This is a genomic window from Paraburkholderia sp. GAS206C (genome assembly GCF_050435645.1).
Classification (GTDB): Bacteria; Pseudomonadota; Gammaproteobacteria; order Burkholderiales; family Burkholderiaceae; genus Paraburkholderia; species Paraburkholderia phenazinium_B.
In genome coordinates, this window is the sequence record NZ_JBNDKR010000001.1 from 814,983 (window position 1) to 834,205 (window position 19,223).

Annotated in this window: 20 protein-coding genes; 10 read left to right on the forward strand and 10 right to left on the reverse strand. The window is 59.2% G+C overall.

What is annotated here, in order from left to right:
- The first annotated feature begins 189 nt into the window (after positions 1-189).
- Positions 190-681: a GNAT family N-acetyltransferase gene (locus tag P3T20_RS03780; RefSeq protein ID WP_074266308.1), complete on the forward strand. Its 492-nt coding sequence runs from the start codon at positions 190-192 to the stop codon at positions 679-681.
- A gap of 652 nt (positions 682-1,333) precedes the next feature.
- On the forward strand, positions 1,334-1,591 hold the full coding sequence (locus P3T20_RS03785; protein WP_429286096.1) for a hypothetical protein: 258 nt from the start codon (positions 1,334-1,336) through the stop codon (positions 1,589-1,591).
- A 447-nt stretch (positions 1,592-2,038) separates the two neighbouring features.
- On the opposite strand, the gene P3T20_RS03790 is transcribed toward P3T20_RS03785, so the two are convergent.
- Both P3T20_RS03790 and P3T20_RS03795 read right to left on the reverse strand, forming a co-directional pair.
- Positions 2,039-2,299 carry a DUF6723 family protein gene (locus P3T20_RS03790; protein ID WP_074266311.1) on the reverse strand — a complete coding sequence of 87 codons (261 nt, stop codon included), beginning with the start codon at positions 2,297-2,299 and terminating at the stop codon, positions 2,039-2,041.
- Between the two features lie 129 nt (positions 2,300-2,428).
- Positions 2,429-2,698 (reverse strand): hypothetical protein, encoded by a 270-nt coding sequence (locus tag P3T20_RS03795; protein ID WP_429286097.1) that lies wholly within the window; start codon positions 2,696-2,698, stop codon positions 2,429-2,431.
- A 217-nt stretch (positions 2,699-2,915) separates the two neighbouring features.
- On the opposite strand from P3T20_RS03795, the gene P3T20_RS03800 reads away from it, so the two are divergent.
- Positions 2,916-3,119 carry a cold-shock protein gene (locus P3T20_RS03800; protein WP_074266313.1) on the forward strand — a complete coding sequence of 68 codons (204 nt, stop codon included), beginning with the start codon at positions 2,916-2,918 and terminating at the stop codon, positions 3,117-3,119.
- Positions 3,120-3,292: 173 nt separating this feature from the next.
- Here the strand turns inward: P3T20_RS03800 and P3T20_RS03805 are convergent, their stop codons facing one another.
- A complete protein-coding gene (locus P3T20_RS03805; protein ID WP_074266314.1) occupies positions 3,293-4,003 on the reverse strand; it encodes a lysophospholipid acyltransferase family protein in 711 nt (236 codons plus the stop codon).
- 457 nt (positions 4,004-4,460) lie between these two features.
- Between P3T20_RS03805 and P3T20_RS03810 the strand changes: the two genes are divergently transcribed.
- The 3 genes from P3T20_RS03810 to P3T20_RS03820 all read left to right on the forward strand — a co-directional run bounded on the left by P3T20_RS03810 (position 4,461) and on the right by P3T20_RS03820 (position 5,918).
- Positions 4,461-5,135 (forward strand): response regulator transcription factor, encoded by a 675-nt coding sequence (locus P3T20_RS03810; RefSeq protein ID WP_429286098.1) that lies wholly within the window; start codon positions 4,461-4,463, stop codon positions 5,133-5,135.
- 145 nt (positions 5,136-5,280) lie between these two features.
- Positions 5,281-5,550, forward strand: a complete 270-nt coding sequence (locus tag P3T20_RS03815) for a DUF4148 domain-containing protein (protein WP_074266316.1) — start codon at positions 5,281-5,283, stop codon at positions 5,548-5,550.
- A 92-nt stretch (positions 5,551-5,642) separates the two neighbouring features.
- Positions 5,643-5,918, forward strand: a complete 276-nt coding sequence (locus tag P3T20_RS03820; protein ID WP_429286099.1) for a DUF4148 domain-containing protein — start codon at positions 5,643-5,645, stop codon at positions 5,916-5,918.
- 173 nt (positions 5,919-6,091) lie between these two features.
- On the opposite strand, the gene P3T20_RS03825 is transcribed toward P3T20_RS03820, so the two are convergent.
- From P3T20_RS03825 to P3T20_RS03845, 5 genes are all read right to left on the reverse strand, one after another.
- Positions 6,092-6,772, reverse strand: a complete 681-nt coding sequence (locus P3T20_RS03825) for a response regulator transcription factor (RefSeq protein WP_429286100.1) — start codon at positions 6,770-6,772, stop codon at positions 6,092-6,094.
- Between the two features lie 13 nt (positions 6,773-6,785).
- Positions 6,786-8,249 carry a sensor histidine kinase gene (locus tag P3T20_RS03830; protein ID WP_429286101.1) on the reverse strand — a complete coding sequence of 488 codons (1,464 nt, stop codon included), beginning with the start codon at positions 8,247-8,249 and terminating at the stop codon, positions 6,786-6,788.
- A gap of 579 nt (positions 8,250-8,828) precedes the next feature.
- Complete coding sequence (locus P3T20_RS03835) at positions 8,829-9,974, reverse strand: porin (protein WP_429286102.1); 1,146 nt, start codon at positions 9,972-9,974, stop codon at positions 8,829-8,831.
- Positions 9,975-10,312: 338 nt separating this feature from the next.
- Positions 10,313-10,624 carry a DUF4148 domain-containing protein gene (locus P3T20_RS03840; RefSeq protein WP_074266320.1) on the reverse strand — a complete coding sequence of 104 codons (312 nt, stop codon included), beginning with the start codon at positions 10,622-10,624 and terminating at the stop codon, positions 10,313-10,315.
- 260 nt (positions 10,625-10,884) lie between these two features.
- Complete coding sequence (locus P3T20_RS03845; protein WP_074266321.1) at positions 10,885-11,187, reverse strand: hypothetical protein; 303 nt, start codon at positions 11,185-11,187, stop codon at positions 10,885-10,887.
- A 365-nt stretch (positions 11,188-11,552) separates the two neighbouring features.
- On the opposite strand from P3T20_RS03845, the gene P3T20_RS03850 reads away from it, so the two are divergent.
- From P3T20_RS03850 to P3T20_RS03860, 3 genes are all read left to right on the forward strand, one after another.
- The gene (locus P3T20_RS03850) at positions 11,553-13,568 is read left to right on the forward strand and encodes a VTT domain-containing protein (RefSeq protein WP_429286103.1); all 2,016 of its coding nucleotides are present in this window, start codon (positions 11,553-11,555) and stop codon (positions 13,566-13,568) included.
- A 111-nt stretch (positions 13,569-13,679) separates the two neighbouring features.
- Positions 13,680-14,726 (forward strand): VTT domain-containing protein, encoded by a 1,047-nt coding sequence (locus P3T20_RS03855; RefSeq protein WP_429286104.1) that lies wholly within the window; start codon positions 13,680-13,682, stop codon positions 14,724-14,726.
- A 111-nt stretch (positions 14,727-14,837) separates the two neighbouring features.
- Complete coding sequence (locus P3T20_RS03860) at positions 14,838-15,041, forward strand: cold-shock protein (protein WP_074266324.1); 204 nt, start codon at positions 14,838-14,840, stop codon at positions 15,039-15,041.
- Between the two features lie 95 nt (positions 15,042-15,136).
- Here P3T20_RS03860 and P3T20_RS03865 read toward each other — a convergent pair whose 3' ends face one another.
- On the reverse strand, positions 15,137-15,751 hold the full coding sequence (locus P3T20_RS03865; protein WP_429286105.1) for an H-NS family nucleoid-associated regulatory protein: 615 nt from the start codon (positions 15,749-15,751) through the stop codon (positions 15,137-15,139).
- Between the two features lie 261 nt (positions 15,752-16,012).
- Here P3T20_RS03865 and P3T20_RS03870 point away from each other — a divergent pair, with 261 nt between their 5' ends.
- Positions 16,013-17,302, forward strand: coding sequence for an Nramp family divalent metal transporter (locus P3T20_RS03870; RefSeq protein WP_429286106.1), 1,290 nt, complete (start codon positions 16,013-16,015; stop codon positions 17,300-17,302).
- A gap of 15 nt (positions 17,303-17,317) precedes the next feature.
- Here P3T20_RS03870 and P3T20_RS03875 read toward each other — a convergent pair whose 3' ends face one another.
- The gene (locus tag P3T20_RS03875) at positions 17,318-19,138 is read right to left on the reverse strand and encodes a diguanylate cyclase domain-containing protein (protein ID WP_429286107.1); all 1,821 of its coding nucleotides are present in this window, start codon (positions 19,136-19,138) and stop codon (positions 17,318-17,320) included.
- Positions 19,139-19,223: the final 85 nt, after the last annotated feature.

A 19,223-nucleotide genomic window follows, 5' to 3' on the forward strand; every position in this document is an offset into this window, starting at 1 on the left:
CATGGGCAGAATTCTTCTCCGCGTCGCGAGGACCGACAAGCGACTAATTCGAGCCACAAACATTCGAAAAACTCATGTTATGGTTCGAGGCCTGGTGTGAAACACGAGCAATTAAAATGCGAAGCCGGACCCCGTCTGGAAACGTGGTCCAGGCCGATCACATCTGCCGTACAGAGGGAAACACAAGTCATGTCCTCCCGCCGCAAATGGGAATTCGAGCTTTTCACGCACGCCGCCCCGGACGTATGCGCAGCGGTCACGCGGGCTATCGCAAGGGAGGACGTCCCCGCGATCGCCTCGATCATGTACCGCGCTTTTCAAGGCACCGTGGATGACGACGGCATGCCGGAGGAGCAGGCCGCGCGGAAGGTGAACGCGATCATCGACGGCAAATATGGGCCGTTCATCGCAGCGGCGTCGCGTGTCGCCATCGTCGACGGCGAGTGTGCGGCGTTTTTGCTCGCGACCGATTACGAGCCGTACGGGATGCCGGTGATTGCAGCGATCGCTGTCGCACCGGAGTACCGCCGACGGCGATATGGCCGGCTTCTTCTGCAAGCGGCGACCCAGGCGCTTGCGACCTTGGGCTACTGCCGCTGTTGCGCCATGATCAGCCCCGGCAATGCCGCCTCCGAAGCCTTGTTCGTATCGATCGGGTTCAAAGAGGCGCAGCCGTCGTAAAGCGCTGGCGACACCGGTTTATAGGTAGGTCGAGAACATGCGCCACCAGGCGCACTCAGAGCCGCTAGCCGAGGCGCAACAAGGATGCCTGACTAGCGAGCAAAGTTTGAAGTTCATTCGAGTCGGGCCGAGTCCCCCAGTTTCGGGCGCCGGCCACTGACGCAATGGCGATCCACGAATTGGGTGGAAACCATTCCTGCACGACGGTTGTGCCCTGCAGAACACGAAGACGCCCCGTTTGCTCGCAATAGTCGGCGCACAGCTCCGTGCCGTCCAGTTGGGCAGTGACGAGGGGGTTACGCGTTCGCTGCATTGAGATCTCCCGCATAAAAGAACCTGGCGCGCGAAGGCGACGTACGACCCGTGCGCGATGCCGGTCGCGACGTACACGCGAGCGCGCACGACCTCGGTGATTGCCCTGTGACCGGGTGCTACCGGCGACACGGGCAGTGACGGGAGTCTATGAAGAGTTCGGATTTACAGGTGAAACGTGCATGCGAGATTGGTAACGTGAGGTTACCGATCGCGTCTCCAGGAGCGCGGGACTTGTCGGGGGCTCCCGACTTTATTGCACCGTGCATCCAGTGATGAGGAGACCTCGTATATGAAGTGACGCGGCGCAATTTCTGCATCGCATTCTGGGAGAAATGAAATGAACAAGGCAATGCTGACTGTCGTTTTGACGGGAGTGGCTGCGGTTTCGTTTGGGGTGTCGGGTGTGGCGTTTGCCGGCAATGCGCATGGTGCCGCGACGGCGGGGATGACTTACCAGGGGGATCCGGTTTCCAGTCCCTGGACGACCAAGCCTGCGGGGTGGACTATGGGGCAGCGTGCGGACGCGGAGCCCGCCGTGGCCGGGAATGCTTCTAAGAATGTAGTGGTGAGTCGCGCGCAGGCGGAGGCGCAATAAGAACTGACGTTTGCTTTTTGCCTGCGGCACTTGACCGTGTTCCTGCGGAGCTGGCCTCTCCTTGCACTGCCATCGGTCTATCAGCTTCGCCCAGTGCGGAACGGCAATCCAAAATAGTTAGAATACCTACACAGTTCGCAGAGGAAGTTACGCCCGACGGCGTGGCGCGAAGCGCGACGCTGGAACGGATGAGTCCTTTGTCACTAACGCGTGTGGTGCGAGGACGCAATGCGTGCGCGGACCACTCCGGCTTCATGCCAGTGGGGGACACCTACAGGCTAGCGGTTGGAAGCCCGCTTTCTTTGCTTACTTTCTTTGCGGCGGCAAAGAAAGTAAGTGCCGCCCCGCACAGGGGCGAAGCTAATAGACCGATACCAATGCAAGGAAAGGCCAACACCGCCAGAAAACACCCAACCCAAGGCGCCGCAGGCAAAAACCCCCAACCCCCTACAACTCCGGCCGAACCAAATCCCCAGCAACAATCCCCTCCCCCCGCACCTGCGCAGCAGCCAACGCCTCGACCTTGGTAACAAAAGGCCCAATCTCCCCCGCCCCATCGAATGGAAACAACACCTTCCCATCGGTCTTGCGAACCACCTTCAAGACACCAAAAAACCGCCGATACCCGGCGAGTCGGGTCGAAGCCGAGACTTCGAAATCACTCTCGGACTTCGCTGGAACACTGGGAATGAATGCAGACTTGCTCATACGTCGAAACGAGGTGAATTAGGAAGCGCAAGCGCCCACGACCACGTACGGATCGCCGCAGGCACCCAAAGCAAACCAGCATTGTCGCAAATCTTCACGCACCGCGAGTGACACGAGCGCAATACCAGATCAATACGCTTCCCTGAACCACGGCCCCCACACCGCTCCATCGCCCTTCAACCGCGTATAGGTAGCGCTTTGCCCCGTCGGAAGCTCCGACGTATCGCCCTGCGGCTTGACGTCAGTGGTATGTAGCGCAAATGCCTGCCGCTCGTCCGTGTCCACAGTGACACGCCCAATCGGCTCCAGAACGTCGCTTTGCGCGGATTCCAGCAGCGCGAAGTAAGGGGTCAGACGGCCCCAAAACGATGTCAACTCTTCCTGCAAGTAATGTTTCATGTATTTCCTCGGGAGAGTGTGCACGCAGTTTACCCTACCCTGACATTACAGTTTCCCAACACCGCCTGACTGGCATTTGTCCGATTTAAGCGACCTACAGAAACATCATGATTGGCAGGTTTGATATCAGCGTGGTACAAAGTCATTCTTCGCGTTCGGTCGCGGGGCGAAGACGCGGCACACGCGAACGCGACATTTAAATTGAATGGATTAAAAAATGGCAACCGGTATTGTGAAGTGGTTCAATGATGCAAAGGGTTTTGGTTTCATTACGCCTGACGGCGGCGGCGAAGATCTGTTCGCGCACTTCTCGGAAGTTCAGGGAAGCGGCTTCAAATCGCTGCAAGAAAACCAGAAGGTCAGCTTCGAAGTGAAGCAAGGCCCGAAGGGTAAGCAAGCGGCAAACATCACGCCGCTGTAACAGGCCGGGACGTTCGTTCCCCCCCTGCTGCAAATGGCCCGCCTCGGCGGGCCATTTGCTTTCATGGCAGCCTAGGCCGCCATAAGCGCCTTTATTGTTAGTTCACAGGCAATAAATACTTGATCGGATACCAAAGTCCGGTAAAACGTACCCGCGCGTTTCTTGCAGAGCCATCAGAGCTTTAGCAGAGCCGTTTTCATCCAGTCGTGAACCGCCCGGCTCAACTCCTGTTGCGAAGTCTCGACAGAGGAAAACTCGGGACCCACGACGACCCGAATATGCCCTTTCCTGTCTGGCCAACCTTTTGCCGGCCAAACTTTTCCCGCGTTATGCACCACAGGTACCACCGGGGCACCGGTCGCACATGCCAGACGGATACCGCCCGAGGTCAGCCGAGGCGGCGCGTCGTGCGGCACACGGGTGCCCTCCGGAAAGATCACCACGACATCACCCTTGGCGAGACGCTCGGCGCACTCTTGCGTGACCGCCTGATGAGCCTGACGTGGCGACCCGCGGTTCAGGCTCACCATATCGAGGCCACGTAGCACCCAGCCAAAGAACGGAATGCGCAACAGATCTTCCTTGAAGACGAAACTGATGCGCCGTGGAAACAGCGCGAGAAATGCCAGCGTCTCCCAAGTCGATTCGTGACGGCACAACAGAATCGACGGCCCATCCGGAAGATGCTCAAGCCCTTCCACCGAACAGGTCACGCCGGGTAGCCAACGCATCCATGCAACCATTGCACGACACCATTGCGCTGCCAGCCAGTAGCGTCCGGACCTTCCCGCGAAAGGAAACAACACGAGGATGAACGCGGAATAGACCGTGCCGCTGCCGAGCAGGCAGACAATGAAAAACCATTTGAGGAACTTGGAGCGCATGAAAAACCGAGTGAATAATGAATGGAGCCGGAATGTGTTGCGTCGCCGCCCGTCCAGATTGCGTGCGAGCCCAAACGCGCGTGTGTGATGTCGCGCGCGGTGGTGTCGTGACTGAAACCTCGACGGCAGGCCATGCAGGCTGGCGGCCGCAGAACCGGTAGCAAGCTAGTCTGACACAAATTAAATCCGAGCCCACGCCTCGCGCGCATTCATTTCGGCTCGAAACACCTTCAAGCCATGGCGGCTCCCGCCTGTAGCGAGCCACTGCATAACGCCACACGTCGCGCCCGGCTCCGTTGCAAAACCATTAAAAACACTTAATCCATGTGGCGACGCCAGGTTACCAGCCGTCGGCGATGATGACCCTGTGATCTGTCCGATGGTCCTCCATGCACGCATTGTCAGCAGTGCGAATGCAGGGTCGACTCGTGCCTCCTTCTTCGTAAACTGATAAGCCATGCCTAAAGTGCTCTCTGTGGAAGACGATGAATTGATGATTCACGAGATTGTGAGCTCGCTCTCGGAGTCTGGCTATGAGGTCGACGTCGCACGCTGCGGGCGCGATGGCATCGCCAAAATCATGGCGTTCCCCTACGATCTCGTCACACTGGATCGCACGCTCCCTGACCTCGATGGCTTGACGATTCTCACGACCATGCGCGACGTAGGCATCGATACGCCCGTACTGCTCGTCAGTTCCATGTCGAATGTCGACGAACGCGTCAGGGGCTTAAGGGCAGGTGGCGACGACTATTTGACCAAGCCGTTCGCGCGCGAGGAAATGGCCGCTCGCGCCGAGGTGCTTCTGCGGCGCAAAACCCCGCAGCGCACGGCTGAAACCAGCCTTCAGGTGAGCGAACTGAAATTCGACCTGCTCAAGCATAGGGCCAGTCATCACGGTGAGGTGCTGGACCTCCAGCCAACCGAACTCAAACTGCTCGAATACATGATGCGCCATTCGGGCCAGGTGCTCACGCGCACGATGATCTTCGAGGGCGTATGGGGTTGCCGCTTTGATCCGGGCACCAATCTGATCGATGTTCATGTGGGGCGTTTGCGCAAGAAGCTCGGCGCTGCGGGAGAAGACCCGCAAATCCGCACGGTTAGAGGCTCCGGTTACATTCTCGGCTAAACATAGCTGCCGATTAAAAATCTCTTCACTTTCATGCTCGCGTTGCGATAGGCCCACCGCTCTATTCTGCTTCTTACCGAGACGCACATTGCGTTGTGCGGTACAGCCCGGACCTAAACCATCTCGTCCTCATAGAGGAGCAGTCATGAAAGCCATCAAGATCGCAGCTCTGCTGGGTATTCTCGCAACCAGCTCGGCCTTTGCCCAAAGCAACCCCGCCACTGCCGCTACATCCAACAACGCCCCGAGCACCGTGGCGATGTCGAACGCCGCGCCGCAAGACGCCGGAACGTGGGTTCCGCCGTCCCAGGCGATTGCACCGAAGACCCGTGCCCAGGTGTACGGCGAACTCGTGCAAGCCGAAAAAGACGGTCAGCTGAACTACCTGAACACGGTCGTCTACGCCCATCCGTAAGCGCGTCGCGGGATGCCGGCGTGCACCGGCTGGCATCCCGCGATGCAACCCGGCTTCACCCGGTTTTGCACTTTCTTAACAAGGAATCCGCCATGAAAACCCTCATGCTGGCAGCGCTCATCGGCCTCGCCGCAAGCAGCAGCGCATTTGCCCAGACCAACACGGGAGCAAACGATCCGCATGCGGCATCGAGCGACTCCAGCTTCACCACCGCAGCAGCAACGCCTGATCAAGCCGGCCAGTGGGTCGCACCTTATGGTCAACCGGTTGCGGGACGAACCCGCGCACAGGTGTATCAGAGACTCGTCACAGCCGAGCAGGACGGGCAACTCGCATATCTGGACCGCACCGTATATGCCCATCATTGAGCAATACGCGCCGGATGACCGGCCCGCTTCAGTGGGCAGACCCACGTAACGCGAACAGGTCAATCCGGCCACCTTAGTTCTCCGAGATGTTCAGTTATCCTTTTGATACCCGCTCCGTGCGGCGCCAGGCTGGCCGCTCCTTCTCCTGTCCACGCGGCTTTACCGTTTAATGTTCAACGCGAAGCCAACTGATAGCCGTAGCGGCTAATCGTCTCGACCCTCGCTCTAAACTCGTTCAGTTCCAGCTTGCGCCTCAGACGCGACACCACCAGGTTGACGCTGGAAGGATCGACATCCTCCTTGTCCGGCCATGCATAGCGGATCAGCTGATCTCTCGCGACCGGCGCATTCACCTGACGCAGCAGACATTCAATCAGCAGATACTCGCGCTTGGTCATCAGCACGCGTTTGCCGTCTTCGACCAGATCGCGCGTGAGTGGATCCAGTCTTAGCTGGATTAGCGTGGCCGACGGTTGAGCCGAGCGCGCCACCGATGCCCGATGAAGCGCCAGCATGCGCTCCTGCATCTCCAGAAACGAATACGGTTGCACGAAACAGGCGTCGGCCCCCGCGCGCAGCACCCGGGCACGATCTTGCGAACTGCCGCTGGCAAGCGCGACGATCACGGCCGGCGCACGTGGCAGCCGCGCCAGTTCGGGTAGCGCGTCGAAGAGCGAGGTCATCAGCGTGACGCCTACAGCGGAAATGACAATCGCATCGAATTCCTCATGCGAGGCAAGATAGAGCGCATAGCGGAGATTGTCCGCTGCCTGGACGCTATGCGCGCTTTCCCTGAATGCCTTATGTAGGTAAACCGTCTCCGCTTCGGAGGAAGAAACCAGCAGGATTCTCATCTATCGTTATGACCTACTGCAAGTTGTGTGGCCAGCAATCGATTGTGATTGTCGTTCCCCGGTCTTCACCACCAATGCGCAGCTCGAAGTCATGCAGCCGGATGATTGCCGAAACGATGCCAAGTCCAAGTCCGGTTCCCGGTACGTGACGTGTCTGCTCGACACGGTAAAAACGGTTTAGCACTGCGTTACGCTCGCTCACCGGAATACCGGGACCATTGTCGGCAATCACGAGTTGCGGCCCCGACTGGCTCGACCAGAGATCGACGCTCACCTCGCCGCCGTTGGGCGCGAATTTGATCGCATTGTCGAGCAGGTTACTGAATGCCTCGAACAACAAGGCGCGGTCGGCATGCAATGGTCCTACAGCTGCCGTGCTGGACTTCAGAGTGATCGCCTTCTCTTCGGCAAGCGGTTCATAGAGCTCGCACAGTTCGTCGACCAGCGTTTGCAACGAAATCACGTCGAAGCCGCTGCGCCGTTGCAGCGCTCCGATTTCCGAAATACGCAGCATCGCCCCGAAACGTTCGAGAATCGAGTCGGCCTCGACGCGCGCGTTAGCGAGCAGCGAGTCGGCCGCGCTGTCGCCCGTGGCCCGGACCCGCTCGGCGAGATTGGCCAACTGCAGACGCAAACGCACCAACGGCGTACGCAGATCGTGAGCAATGCCATCGCATGCGCCTTTGACTTCGTTCATGAGGCGCTCAACTTCATCGAGCATGTGATTGACGAGGTGACACAGCATGTCCAGTTCGTCACGACCGCCGGTCGGCAAACGTTGCGCGAGATCCCCGTTGGCGATGCGGGTAGTCACGCGCCGCATGTCCGCCACACGGCGCATCTGACGCAGGCTCAGCAACAGGCCGGTGGCAAGACTGAGTCCGAGACACAGCACGCCGCCGACGATCAGCACTTTGGTCAGTTCCTCCCGCACGTGCCGCACGTCGGACAGGTTGCGTCCTATGACGAGCTTGACGCCGTTGTCGCGGAGTTCCCCTATCACGCGCACCGTGGGCATCGACGCGTTATCCGGCAGTTCGATCGTGCGTCCCATACTGGTGCTATGGGATTCGCCCGCTTTGTCGAGCTTCAGCCCGGGTGGCATCGTGGCAATGTCCCCCGCGATCCGATGACCGTCCGGAGCGAATACGCCGTAGTAATTGGTGTGCCGGATTTCGCGCTCGAGCCTTTGGTTGATGACGGAGGCAAGCTGATCGTCGGACTTCGAATCGAAGTAACGCATCTGCCAGCGAATCCCACTATCGGCTTCGCGTTCCATCGCCGCGCCCACCGAGTATTCGAGAAACCCCAGCAAGGCCACGAAACACAGGGTAAAAATCGCTGCGTACGCCGACAGCCATCTAAATGTAGTGGTATGCCAGCGCTGCCCGGAACGGCGCCTGGTAGCCGTCTCCTGTTTATCGCTGGAGATCGCCTTCCCCCGTACTTTGCCAAAATCCAGAGTGGACACGGTCATCGGCCCCTCACTTGTAGATTTGTTGAAAGCGTGGACTTGATGGACATCCTCGCGACGCTAGCGGTCAGAAGGAAAATGGATTGAGCGTAAGACCACATAGTGAACATCCGAAAGTCATGCGCGTTTTCTGCTATCGATGTCGAAAGCTTCAACATCGCCAAAAACATTACAATCAGGATTCCATAGCTTACAGATTCTGCTATATTTAATTTATGAGGCGTCTCGTCTACGCTTGCCACGACACGCCTGCATCGGCGTCATGCGAAGCGCGTCGCCAGACAAAGCCCTGCCAATCTCCTGTTGCGCGCCACCAGGACATGGTCATACTGGTTACAGTCCTGGCATCATAGCTCCGCACGAATAAATACCAGGCCGCACGAAGATGAAAAACCCGTCACGTTTGTACACATTGCATGAAACATCAATGCAAATTCTTTACATTGAGCCAACTGCAAGCCATCACATAACTCACGAGAGATTGCGTCGAAGGCAACCTAAGCACTAAATGCCGCAACAATGAAAAAGGCACACGCCGGATTCCGGCGTGTGCCTTTTATGCTGAAGCTAAGGTGAGACGTCTTAGAAGCGATGCGTCATCGCGATGCGATACACCATCTGGTTGCCGCTCGACGACTCGCTCGGCGATCCGAGAATGTTCGCATAATCAAAGTCCTGGCCGGTCTTGCCATCAGCATGCTGGTACGCCCCCTGCACGTAAACCGAAGTGCGTGCACTCAGATCGTAGTCGAGCATCAGAGATAGCTGGTTCCAATTGGGATCCGAACTGCCCGTCACCGTTGAAACGTGCGCGCGCGTAAACGTGTAGGCTGCGCCCAGCCAGAAGTCATGCGCAAAGAAGTACTGGCCGTTGAGTTCGATATTGTCGAACTTCCATGAGTTCTGTGTTCCGGGAGCCGGTTGCGTAACGAAGTATGCGTTGGAGGTCGGATTGTAGATATCCACGTGCGAATAGGCCAGCGAGACAATCGCCTTGTCGGCGAACTTGTACGAAAAGGCCGCATCGATGTTTTGCTGCGAGCTCCCGATAAACACCACTGTCGCGCTCGGCGCCGCGCCACCGGCAGTCGCACCGCCGTTGTCGGTCTTCATATAAGCGGCAACCGCAGTAACCGGGCCCATCTGGTACTGCACCGCTGCGCTGTATACGCGATTGTCGGCGAACCCGCCCGCCTCGTTGCTAAAACCGTACAAGGCCTCGCCGGTGAAGCCCGCAACCGTGGGCGACACATACTTGACCGAGTTCTGGATACGGTAATCCCAGTCCGCGTTGTCGTTGTCGTACGGGTGCGAACCAAGGTCGCCCTCCCAATTGCCGGCCGCCGTGAGAGCACTCCACATATCGACGGTCGGATCGTATTGACGGCCCATCGTGATGGTTCCGTACTGCGCAGACGACAAGCCAACGTAAGCCTGACGTCCGAACAGCAGACCGCCTTGCCCCATCGTGCCGGTGTTGGTATTGAAGCCGTTTTCCAAACGAAAGATTGCGCTCAGGCCGCCGCCAAGGTCTTCGCTGCCTTTCAGGCCAAAGCGGCTCCCGGCCGTGTCGCCGCTCACCATCTGGTAGCCACGGTTGCCCGCGGCGTTGGTGGTGAAATCGAAACCCTCATCGATGAGGCCATAAAGCGTGACACTGCTTTGAGCATGCGCGACATTACACAGCGCAAGTGCGGACAACAATCCGGCCAAACATGGTTTCTTCATTTGCCTTGTACCTGATGAGTGAGGTGAGAGAGTCTGTTTTTTCCTTTGCCCTTCTGCGCTCTGCGGCGCTGTCACTGCTGGTTGCGGCAGCAACATGAAAGTGCAAGCAAAGTTTAAGTAGCCACTTTTCTTGACGAGACGGCACTAAAGAAAGTCAGACTTTCAACAAACGCAAGTACGAAAGGCAGCCGCTCCATCGCCTTTGGTGGAGCGGTCTCGAGTTTCCTTTTTTGAAAAAAATGGCTCGTTTTAGGCGCGCAAGTGTCGTACGACTGCGACAACATCGGTCAAAACAAGCTTCCCGGCTATTGCCGGACACGGTCATGCGCTGCGGGTCACTATGGCGTCGCCGAGTATTGCGCGGTCGGTACACCATTCGAAGCCGTGCAATCCCGTCGATATTCCGCGTTCAGCTTCTTCTGGGCGGCCATGAGATCGGACGGATAGTAGTTGTCGTTAGCGCTCGGGTCATAGCCGACCGCTTCAAGCTCCGATAACTCGTTCATCAATTGCTTATGCGTCACCTCGGTTTTGAGGCGCGTGAACGGATAGTCGTTGCATTGCTGCGGTGTCAGTCCGGGGGATGCCCAGCTAGCCGCGCTGACGGTCAGCAAAACCGCCGCCGCTATTGCCTTTTCGAAGTGTTTCATTTGTGCCCTCCAGGGTTAGAGCCATTGAGCAGGCCTAACGCGAGAAGGACGTTCTTACGTTGGCCTGCTAAACAAGGACCTGCAGGACAAAGTTAATCTTCCCAGCACGTAAACGCCGTTTCGCCAAGATGAAGAATGATTTAGTGTCAACACGCCTGGACATATGAAACATAGATAAGAAAATTATTTATCAGTTATCCATATTAATAAGCGTCGCTGCGGGCTGCGATTTCTTCGTTCGGCTATGGCAGGTCTGGACGTCATCGGCCGCGGAAAATGTTGCATTGCGGACCGGTGACGCATCGCGGGCCGCCCGACTGTCCGTCGGAATCGACACTGCCTCCATATGATGAGTTAGTTATAGCGCGCGCCTGCGGCGTGCCGGGCTGCCCCGTTTCGCTATAGGGCATGTCTGTCGCATCTTGCGCGGTCTCGTTCGCGTTCTGCTCCAGGATCGCGCGCCCTCGCGCCTGCATGTCCGGGCGAATCTCCTGCCCGTTTGCTACGCTGGCCGCCAGCAGCAGCCCTGCGCCAGCCAACGGCAACACGATAAGTGTTTTCATCTCGACACTCCTTGCATCCTCAAGCGGGCTCGCAGCATGTCACCGTGGCCCGCTACCCGACTAACGACGCCTGTCGCCCTCCTCATTGCCGGAAGCGACAATGCAGTGCAACAAACGGGCGTCTGAAGTGGTGGATGCCGGTCCCAGACGCAGAGAATGCCCGCACCGCACCTCCGTTATAGGTCAAGTTCGCAAGACGTCAACGGACCGTCCCGCCAGCGCACACTCCCGCAGTCCAAGGCCGTCACATTGTTTGTCGACCGCATGCTTCGGTGCGGCATGACATCTGCTGAGGTTATATTCTGATATGACACGTTTTCCCGTTCGCATTCATTCGTCATAGTGCCGGACCGCCGGAGAGGTAGATGGAGCAAGCGTATGTTCACCTGTTGCACCTGCTCGGCGGCCACGCGGGATGGACGTTGGCGGTGGTGTTCCTGGCGGCGTTTCTGGAGTCGGTCGCGGTCATCGGCACCTTCGTCCCCGGTAGCACGGCCATGTTTCTGGCCGGAGCGCTAGTCGGCACAGGTGCGCTCAACCTCGGCTGGCTGTTCGCCTGCGCGTTCGTCGGCGCCATCGCCGGCGACGGTCTTAGTTATTGGATCGGCCACCGCTACCGCAATACCCTCGTCCAACTCTGGCCGTTCCGCACGCATCCGCAGATCCTGCAGACCGGCCACCAGTATTTCACGCAGCACGGCGCACGCAGCGTGGTGTTTGCCCGTTTCATCGCACCGGTGCGCGCCATCGTGCCAGTCGTCGCAGGCATGTTGGGAATGAGCCCAACGCGCTTCTACGCGATGAACGCGCTGTCTGCCGTATTGTGGGCACCCGCGCATATTCTGCCGGGGGTCGTGTTCGGCGCATCCCTGCAACTGGCCGGCGCCGTCTCGTTTCGTCTGGTGGCCGTCATCGCGATTCTCGCCGCCATCGGGTGGTTGAGCTTTCAGGCCATGCGCCACATCGTCTTGCGCGCGCGGGCATGGGCCAACGCATCGCGTCGCGAGCTGGTCGCATGGGCCCGTTGTCACAACGGACGTGCAGCAACTTTTCTGGTGCAGGTGCTGGACCCCCAGAGGCCGGCGATGGGTATCGTCGCCATCATCTCCGTACTGGTGCTGTTGTTCGCTGGGATATTCTTCGGCGTGTTTCAAGGCGTGTCCAATGGCGCCCCGCTGGTTCAGATCGACATGTCGGTGTATCGATTCCTGCAATCGATCCATTCTCCCTGGGCCGACTCGCTAATATCAGGCCTCGCCACGCTAGGCAGCCTCCCTACGCTGGGCGCCGTTGTCGCGACCGTTATCGTCTGGATGACATACGAACGGCGTTGGCTCGCCGTCGCCTACTGGTTGGCGGCAGTCGCCTTTTCGCAATTGCTGATCTTCGCCATCCAGTTGACGGTGCGGCAGGTGTCGCCCGTTTCCACCGGCTTCGAAGCGTATGCCTTCCCTAGCAATCACGTGGCGGCAAGCGCGATCGTCTACGGTTTTCTCGCCTTCCTGCTGTCACGTCGCGTCGGCAAAATCCAAGGGATCCTCGTCACGACGGTCAGCGCAGCGATCGTCGTGGCGGTAGCATTCGCAGGGCTCTACGTCGGGCGCTTCGCGTTTTCCGATGCGGTGGGCGGGGCGGCGTTCGCGGCGATCTGGGTCGCCGTCGTTGCATTGACCGCCGTGTGGCGCAACCCTGACATGCCCACTCCGCGCGAGTTTATGCCCGCTGTGATGTTGCTCGTGATCTGCGCCAGCGCGGCACCCCAGATAGGACTTCACCGTTTGAGCACCGCACCGCCCAGCGAACAGCACCCTCCTCTCGAGGTCGTCACCGAAGCGCAATGGACCGACACGCTCTGGAAAACCTTTGCCTGCTACCGCTCTGACATGACAGGCGACCGGCGCGAGCCGATCACCGTGCAGTGGTCGGCCAACCGCGAGCAGATCGAATCGCAACTGGCCGACCGCGGCTGGGTGGAAGGCACGCAACTCTCGGTGCGCTCCATCCTCTCGCTGGTGGCCCCCGACCCCGAGGCGACCGCGTTACCCGTTTTGCCAAAGCTCAACAACGGCGAGCCCTCGACACTCGTCTTTACCCGTGCCCGCGAAGCGCGCGACGAACGCGACGTCTTACGCTTCTGGCCCACCACGTATGCTGTGCAACGCAAAAGCGGTGGACCCTCCGCGCAGATCTGGCTAGGCTCGCTGGTCCATGAGCGGTTACGGCGCCCATCGTGGCCGTTCAATGTGCTACGCCCCGACCGGCAAATCGATCCGCTGATCGCCGTCGAAGGACCGAAAGGTCCATGGCGCGAACTTGAAGTCTCCAGCGACGCCGGATGCGAAGGCGTGCGCGTGACGCTGATCGATTCAAACGTAAAATAAAAGCGTGTTGACGCCTGCCCGGGCATCCGGCTTGCGCCTACAACATTCGACGAACGCGGATGCAGCGACGCTGCTGCTGCGCCCTCAGCCGTGACTTCAGGAGCCGCGCAATTGATAGAGTTTCCGCAATCGGAGATTTCGACGTGGGGTGGCGCGGTCGTCTTTCTAAACGTGTTTCTGACCCGTCTCGGCGTGCCTCTGCCCGCGGTGCCCGTCCTGCTCTTCGCCGGTACCGCGATCGCAAGCGGTGCCCTGTCGTTCTGGTACGTATTGCCGGCAGCGGTGCTCGGTGCGTTGCTCGGCGATGGTATCTGGTTCACGGCGGGACGCCTGTATGGCCAGCGGCTGATTAACGCGCTCTCGCGGCTATCGATGTCTGCCGGTGCACGCGTGCGGACTACGCGTTCCCTGTTTGAGCGCTTTGGCGCGCCGATTGTGTCGGTGTCCAAATTCATTCCGGGTCTTGCCCTCGCCACCCCGCCGTTGATGGGAACAACGCGTGTCGACCCAAAGATATTCGCCGCATGGGATCTGCTAGGCGCTGTGATATGGGCAACGTTCTGGCTGCTCGGCGGCGCCCTGTTCCAGAAGCAGTTGGGTCTGTTCGTGCTCGCAGTCAGGGCACATGGCACCACAGTGATCGATCTGGTGCTGGCGGCGTCGCTCCTCTACTTCGTGCTTCGCTGCATCCAGCGCTGGCGCTTTAGACGCTGGCTCAAGCAGGTTCGGATTACCCAGGAACAGTTTGAGGCAACCCTGCATTCGGAGTCGCCGCCGATCATTCTGGACGCACGGCCGGCGTCCGCGGTGCAGGACGATACCCATCGCATTCCGGGCGCCCGGCGGCTCGACGCGACTTCGGCGGCCGACATCGAAGAGGCTTTACCGGGAAAGCACCGCGTGGTGTATTGCGTGTGTCAGGACGAGGACACAGCCATGCGTATCAGGTTGCATATGCGCCGTAAAGGGTTTACGCGGATTCGCGCGCTCAAGGGCGGGCTCGATTCCTGGGCACGTCGTGGCTACGCCTTCGACCCGTTTCCTTCACGGGCCAGCGCGGCCGCCCTGGCAGCACGGGTCGAGAGTTTGCGCTCGGAGACAGAGGCCGTCACGCTGCGCGGTGTCGCGCCAAGGCGAGAAAGTTCCGGTAAACCGTAGCCTCCCTGGTTGTGGATTGTCATTTTACTGTGGTACAAAGACGCGTCGCGCTCCGTCAACCTTGATGGCACGACGCCAACACAACACGTCTTTTTTGGAAAACTCAGGAAAATGGCAACAGGTACAGTGAAGTGGTTTAACGATGCAAAGGGCTTTGGTTTCATTACGCCGGACGGCGGCGGCGAAGACCTGTTCGCGCATTTTTCTGAAGTCCAGGGAAGTGGCTTCAAATCGCTGCAGGAAAACCAGAAGGTCAGCTTCGAAGTGAAGCAAGGCCCGAAGGGCAAGCAAGCGGCTAACATCACGCCGCTGTAAGCAGCCGGAACTCGCGTTCCCGCAGAACATTGGCCCGCCTTGGCGGGCCAATGTCGTTTTCAGGCACGAACTGTTGAACGTATCAACAGACGTTGTTACGCAGCGACCGCGCTCGACGCAGCCTTTTTAGCTGCCGGCCGACCCCGTGACGCTTTCTTTGCCACCGGCTTTTTCACGCTTGCTTTCTTCTTCGCGGCGGATTTTTTCGCCGGGGCTTTCGCGGTCACGGCTTTCTTAGCTACGGTCTTCTTCGCGGCGGCTCGCTTGCCGGGCGCTTTCTTTGCGGCCGCTTTTTTCGCCGATACCTTCTTTGCCGCAGTCGTCGCTTTGCTAGCGCCGCTGCCGTTCAATGCGATCTCAGCTGCGCCGTCAATGAGGAAACGGGTACGGTCCTTCACGTCCTTGATCCAGGCGGGCGGCCGTGCGTGACCGCTCCACGTTGCGCCGGTTTTAGGATCACGATACTTCGGTGGGAGCTTGCCCTTGGCGCCGGCGGCAGTCTTCGCAACGCCATTGGAAAGACGGCGCCCCGCTGCTTTAGCTTCACGCCTCGCCTTGGCACGGGCTTCGATATCCGCAGTCGTCAAGCCGTGCTTGATCATCAGTTCGCGGATCTGGTCGACGGCCGCTTGCGCGCGTTTGGCAAGCAAAGCTTCGGCTTGCGCCTGGAGTTTTTTCATACGCGCTTGAATCTGCTCGAGAGTGGCCATACTGCCTCCTTACGTGTGGACGATGGTCGCACTATGCCATGAGCACACAACAAAGCGCTATGGTTTCGCGCACAACGAGACAAGGCATTGCACTTATCGGCGCTGCATCGCTCAAGAAATATCCGCTTGCCGGGCGTTCAACTGTTTCATTAATAGAACTGATCATAAGTCATTCCTATTCGTCCGCCCAAACCCGTGGCACGAATAATGCTGCCCAGCAAAGGGTAGCTGCGAACAAGCCGCCACCTTCAAGGAACCAACGTGCCCACTGAACCATTAGATCCAGAGCTTGTGGTCGAAGATGAGGCCGGCCGGTCGTGGACCAGGCGCCTGGGTCCGGGCCTCGTGACGGGCGCGGCCGACGACGACCCGAGCGGTATCGCAACGTACTCGCAGGCCGGCGCACAATTCGGCTTCGGTCTGCTGTGGACCATGCTGCTCACGTTCCCGCTGATGGTCGCGATTCAGTCGGTCAGCGCGCGCATGGGACGGGTTACCGGCCGCGGACTCGCCACCAATCTGCGCCGCCACTATCCTTCGCAGATCCTTTATGCCGCCGTGATGGTTCTGCTGATTGCCAATACGATCAATATCGCCGCCGACCTCGCGGCAATGGGTGCGGCCGCCAAACTCGTGCTCGGCGGTCCCGTGCCGGTTTACGTCGTTCTGCTGGGCACTTTTTCCCTTTTGCTACAGGTCTTTGTGCCATACGAGCGCTATGCCCGCATCCTTAAGTGGCTCACGCTCGTATTGCTTGCGTACGTTGCGATTGCGTTTGTCATTCCGGTCGACTGGAAGGCCGTTGGCCTAGGCATTGTCAAACCGCACATTCAGTTCTCCGGCCACTACCTGACCACCGTCGTTGCCGTGCTTGGCACCACGATCAGCCCTTATCTGTTTTTCTGGCAGGCCTCGCAGGAAGTAGAAGAGATTCGCTCCGAACCGGGGCAAGAGGCCTTGCTGCGCGCGCCGCAGCAGGCAGAGTCCCAACTCAGCCGCATCACCTTCGATACGTGGATTGGCATGGCGATGTCGAATGGCGTGGCGTTCTTCATCATTCTTGCCGCGGCGACGACCTTGCACGCACATCACATCCAGATCACCACTTCCGCCGACGCCGCAAGCGCCTTAAAACCGATTGCCGGTTCATTCGCATTCCTGCTGTTCAGCCTCGGCATTATCGGCACCGGCCTGCTCGCTCTTCCTGTGCTGGCGGGATCTGCGGCTTACGCCGCTGCCGGCACGATGAAGTGGCGTAACAGTCTGGCGCTACAGGTTAGCCTCGCCAAGCAGTTTTATGCGGTGATCGCGATCGCGATTCTCGGCGGCGTCATACTCACCTTTGTCAATTTCGATCCGATCGACGCGCTTTACTGGAGCGCCGTCGTGAACGGGCTAGCGGCGGTACCCATCATGGTGCTGGTTATGCTCATGTCGGCGCGCCGGGACATCATGGGCGAGTTTATCGTGACCGGTCTGTTGCGCTGGGTGGGATGGATCGCGACTGCGGTGATGGCGTTAGCGGCACTGGGAATGTTCTGGCCGACGTAACTCTTTAGACAAATATCAGGCAAGCGAACCGAGACCTGCGTCGTCGCTCTCGGACACGTAGATCTGATTGCGGCCTCGCCGTTTGGCAACGTATAAGGCACGGTCTGCTGCCGCCACCAGACCACTCGCGTCGCGACCCTCGCGCGGCTGTTGTGCTGCGACACCCAGGCTCACGGTCACTACGCCAGCGGGACTCGCCAGGTGCGGCACCTGCAGCCCTTCAACCGCCAGACGGATACGCTCGGCGACCCGCCGTGCACCGTGCAGATCGGTGTCCTTAAGGACCAGCGCGAACTCTTCGCCGCCATAGCGGGCCACGATATCCGAGGGACGCCGCGCCGACAGGGCAATCGCCTGCGCGATCGTCCGCAGACAGTCGTCGCCGCGCTGATGACCGTAGTGGTCGTTAAAACTCTTATAGGCGTCGATATCGATCATCACGACTGCCATAAAACTGGCGTCATTGGCCTCCGCGAGGTGCCGCCATTGATGCTCCAGTTCGCGGTCGAAATGCCGGCGGTTAAAGAGCCCCGTTAAACCATCGCGATAGGCTAGCCCCTGCAGTTCAAGACGTTCTTCGGCAAGACGTTGTTCGGCAGCTTTGCGTGCGGTGATGTCACGAGCCGTCGCCGTCAGCGTTTCAGGCTGCCCGGAAAACGGATCGATCACCGGACGAAGGTAGGTTTCGAGCCACAGGATCTGGCCGTCGGGTCGTCTGAAGCGGCTCACCTGCGACACCTCGCTCGCGCCGGCGGCCAGCTTTTCGATAGCCGTAGCCAGCGCGTCGCGATCGTCGGCAATCACCAGATCGGGAAAGTATTCACCAATCAGCTCGTCAGGATCGCGACGCATAACCGTTTGAGCTCGCGGCGAAACATACGTTAGACGGCCATCGAGCGTCACGCTCATAACGATGTCGGTCGCGTTCTCCGCAAGGATCCGGTAGCGCCGCTCGCCTTCGCGCAACAGCCCTACCAGACGGCTGCGCGAAACTTGAGTCGCGCTGATCGGCAGCGCAATGCCTAACGCAGCCAGCAAAAACAGTTGCAGCGAAAAGATGCGCGCTTCCATGTTCGCATACGGATACATCCAGAGCGGTCCGATGCCGTGCATGGTGAACGCCACCGCAATGGCAAGACACAGCATCAGGCCGACCATGACGCTAGCGAGATCCGCCTGAAATGCCAGCAGCATGATTGGCAGCAACGCCCAGTAGAGCAAAGGGAACTGGTTTTGTGCAAAGACGCCGGTCGTTACCGCGCAAACCAGCAGGAGCAGCCCCAAGGTCTTTAGACCCCGCTCCCCACGCAACAGATGGGCACCCTCGCCGCTCCAGAGCACGAGCGCGCCAGGCGTAAAGATGGCCAGACTGAGTGCGTCCGAAACGAACCAGTTAGCGAAATCAGGCAGCAGATTGCCGCTCAGTTGCCCACGCAACAGCACACTTGCCAGCACACCGGACACGAGCGGCGCGAGTATCACGCCGCCGGCGATGAATCTGACGAGCGCTTTAGGCCGCAGCAGTTCGGCGATCGAAGTCACGCGTGGCGCAAAGCTAAAGGCAATCAGCACCTCGAGCGTATCGGCAAACGTGTAAGAGAGGGATACCGCAAAGCTCTCGCCAAGCAGATTGGCCGCCATATTGCCTGCTATGCCGCCGGCAAGCACCCAGTAGCGCTGGGCCGGCGCGGCCACCATCATCTGGCCCAGTAACAGCGCATTCGCAAGCCAGATGGCCGCAATTTCGCCTGCCATGCTTTTGAGTGCGCCACTCAGCATACAGGTGAGCATCGTCACCGCGAACGCGAGCAGCGTGGCGCGCAGTGTTGCGCTCACCCTTTGCCGACGTGTTGCACCCGGAAATCCCGGCGATTCTCCTGCTGGTTCTTCGCTTGACTGCCCCATACGCTTGCTCTCAGTT

What these genes read in the sequence shown, in the direction of transcription:
- P3T20_RS03780 (WP_074266308.1), top strand. Translation starts at nt 190, where the DNA reads ATGTCCTCCCGCCGCAAATGGGAATTCGAGCTTTTCACGCACGCCGCC.
- P3T20_RS03785 (WP_429286096.1), top strand. Translation starts at nt 1,334, where the DNA reads ATGAACAAGGCAATGCTGACTGTCGTTTTGACGGGAGTGGCTGCGGTT.
- P3T20_RS03790 (WP_074266311.1), bottom strand. Translation starts at nt 2,299, where the DNA reads ATGAGCAAGTCTGCATTCATTCCCAGTGTTCCAGCGAAGTCCGAGAGT.
- P3T20_RS03795 (WP_429286097.1), bottom strand. Translation starts at nt 2,698, where the DNA reads ATGAAACATTACTTGCAGGAAGAGTTGACATCGTTTTGGGGCCGTCTG.
- P3T20_RS03800 (WP_074266313.1), top strand. Translation starts at nt 2,916, where the DNA reads ATGGCAACCGGTATTGTGAAGTGGTTCAATGATGCAAAGGGTTTTGGT.
- P3T20_RS03805 (WP_074266314.1), bottom strand. Translation starts at nt 4,003, where the DNA reads ATGCGCTCCAAGTTCCTCAAATGGTTTTTCATTGTCTGCCTGCTCGGC.
- P3T20_RS03810 (WP_429286098.1), top strand. Translation starts at nt 4,461, where the DNA reads ATGCCTAAAGTGCTCTCTGTGGAAGACGATGAATTGATGATTCACGAG.
- P3T20_RS03815 (WP_074266316.1), top strand. Translation starts at nt 5,281, where the DNA reads ATGAAAGCCATCAAGATCGCAGCTCTGCTGGGTATTCTCGCAACCAGC.
- P3T20_RS03820 (WP_429286099.1), top strand. Translation starts at nt 5,643, where the DNA reads ATGAAAACCCTCATGCTGGCAGCGCTCATCGGCCTCGCCGCAAGCAGC.
- P3T20_RS03825 (WP_429286100.1), bottom strand. Translation starts at nt 6,772, where the DNA reads ATGAGAATCCTGCTGGTTTCTTCCTCCGAAGCGGAGACGGTTTACCTA.
- P3T20_RS03830 (WP_429286101.1), bottom strand. Translation starts at nt 8,249, where the DNA reads ATGACCGTGTCCACTCTGGATTTTGGCAAAGTACGGGGGAAGGCGATC.
- P3T20_RS03835 (WP_429286102.1), bottom strand. Translation starts at nt 9,974, where the DNA reads ATGAAGAAACCATGTTTGGCCGGATTGTTGTCCGCACTTGCGCTGTGT.
- P3T20_RS03840 (WP_074266320.1), bottom strand. Translation starts at nt 10,624, where the DNA reads ATGAAACACTTCGAAAAGGCAATAGCGGCGGCGGTTTTGCTGACCGTC.
- P3T20_RS03845 (WP_074266321.1), bottom strand. Translation starts at nt 11,187, where the DNA reads ATGAAAACACTTATCGTGTTGCCGTTGGCTGGCGCAGGGCTGCTGCTG.
- P3T20_RS03850 (WP_429286103.1), top strand. Translation starts at nt 11,553, where the DNA reads ATGGAGCAAGCGTATGTTCACCTGTTGCACCTGCTCGGCGGCCACGCG.
- P3T20_RS03860 (WP_074266324.1), top strand. Translation starts at nt 14,838, where the DNA reads ATGGCAACAGGTACAGTGAAGTGGTTTAACGATGCAAAGGGCTTTGGT.
- P3T20_RS03865 (WP_429286105.1), bottom strand. Translation starts at nt 15,751, where the DNA reads ATGGCCACTCTCGAGCAGATTCAAGCGCGTATGAAAAAACTCCAGGCG.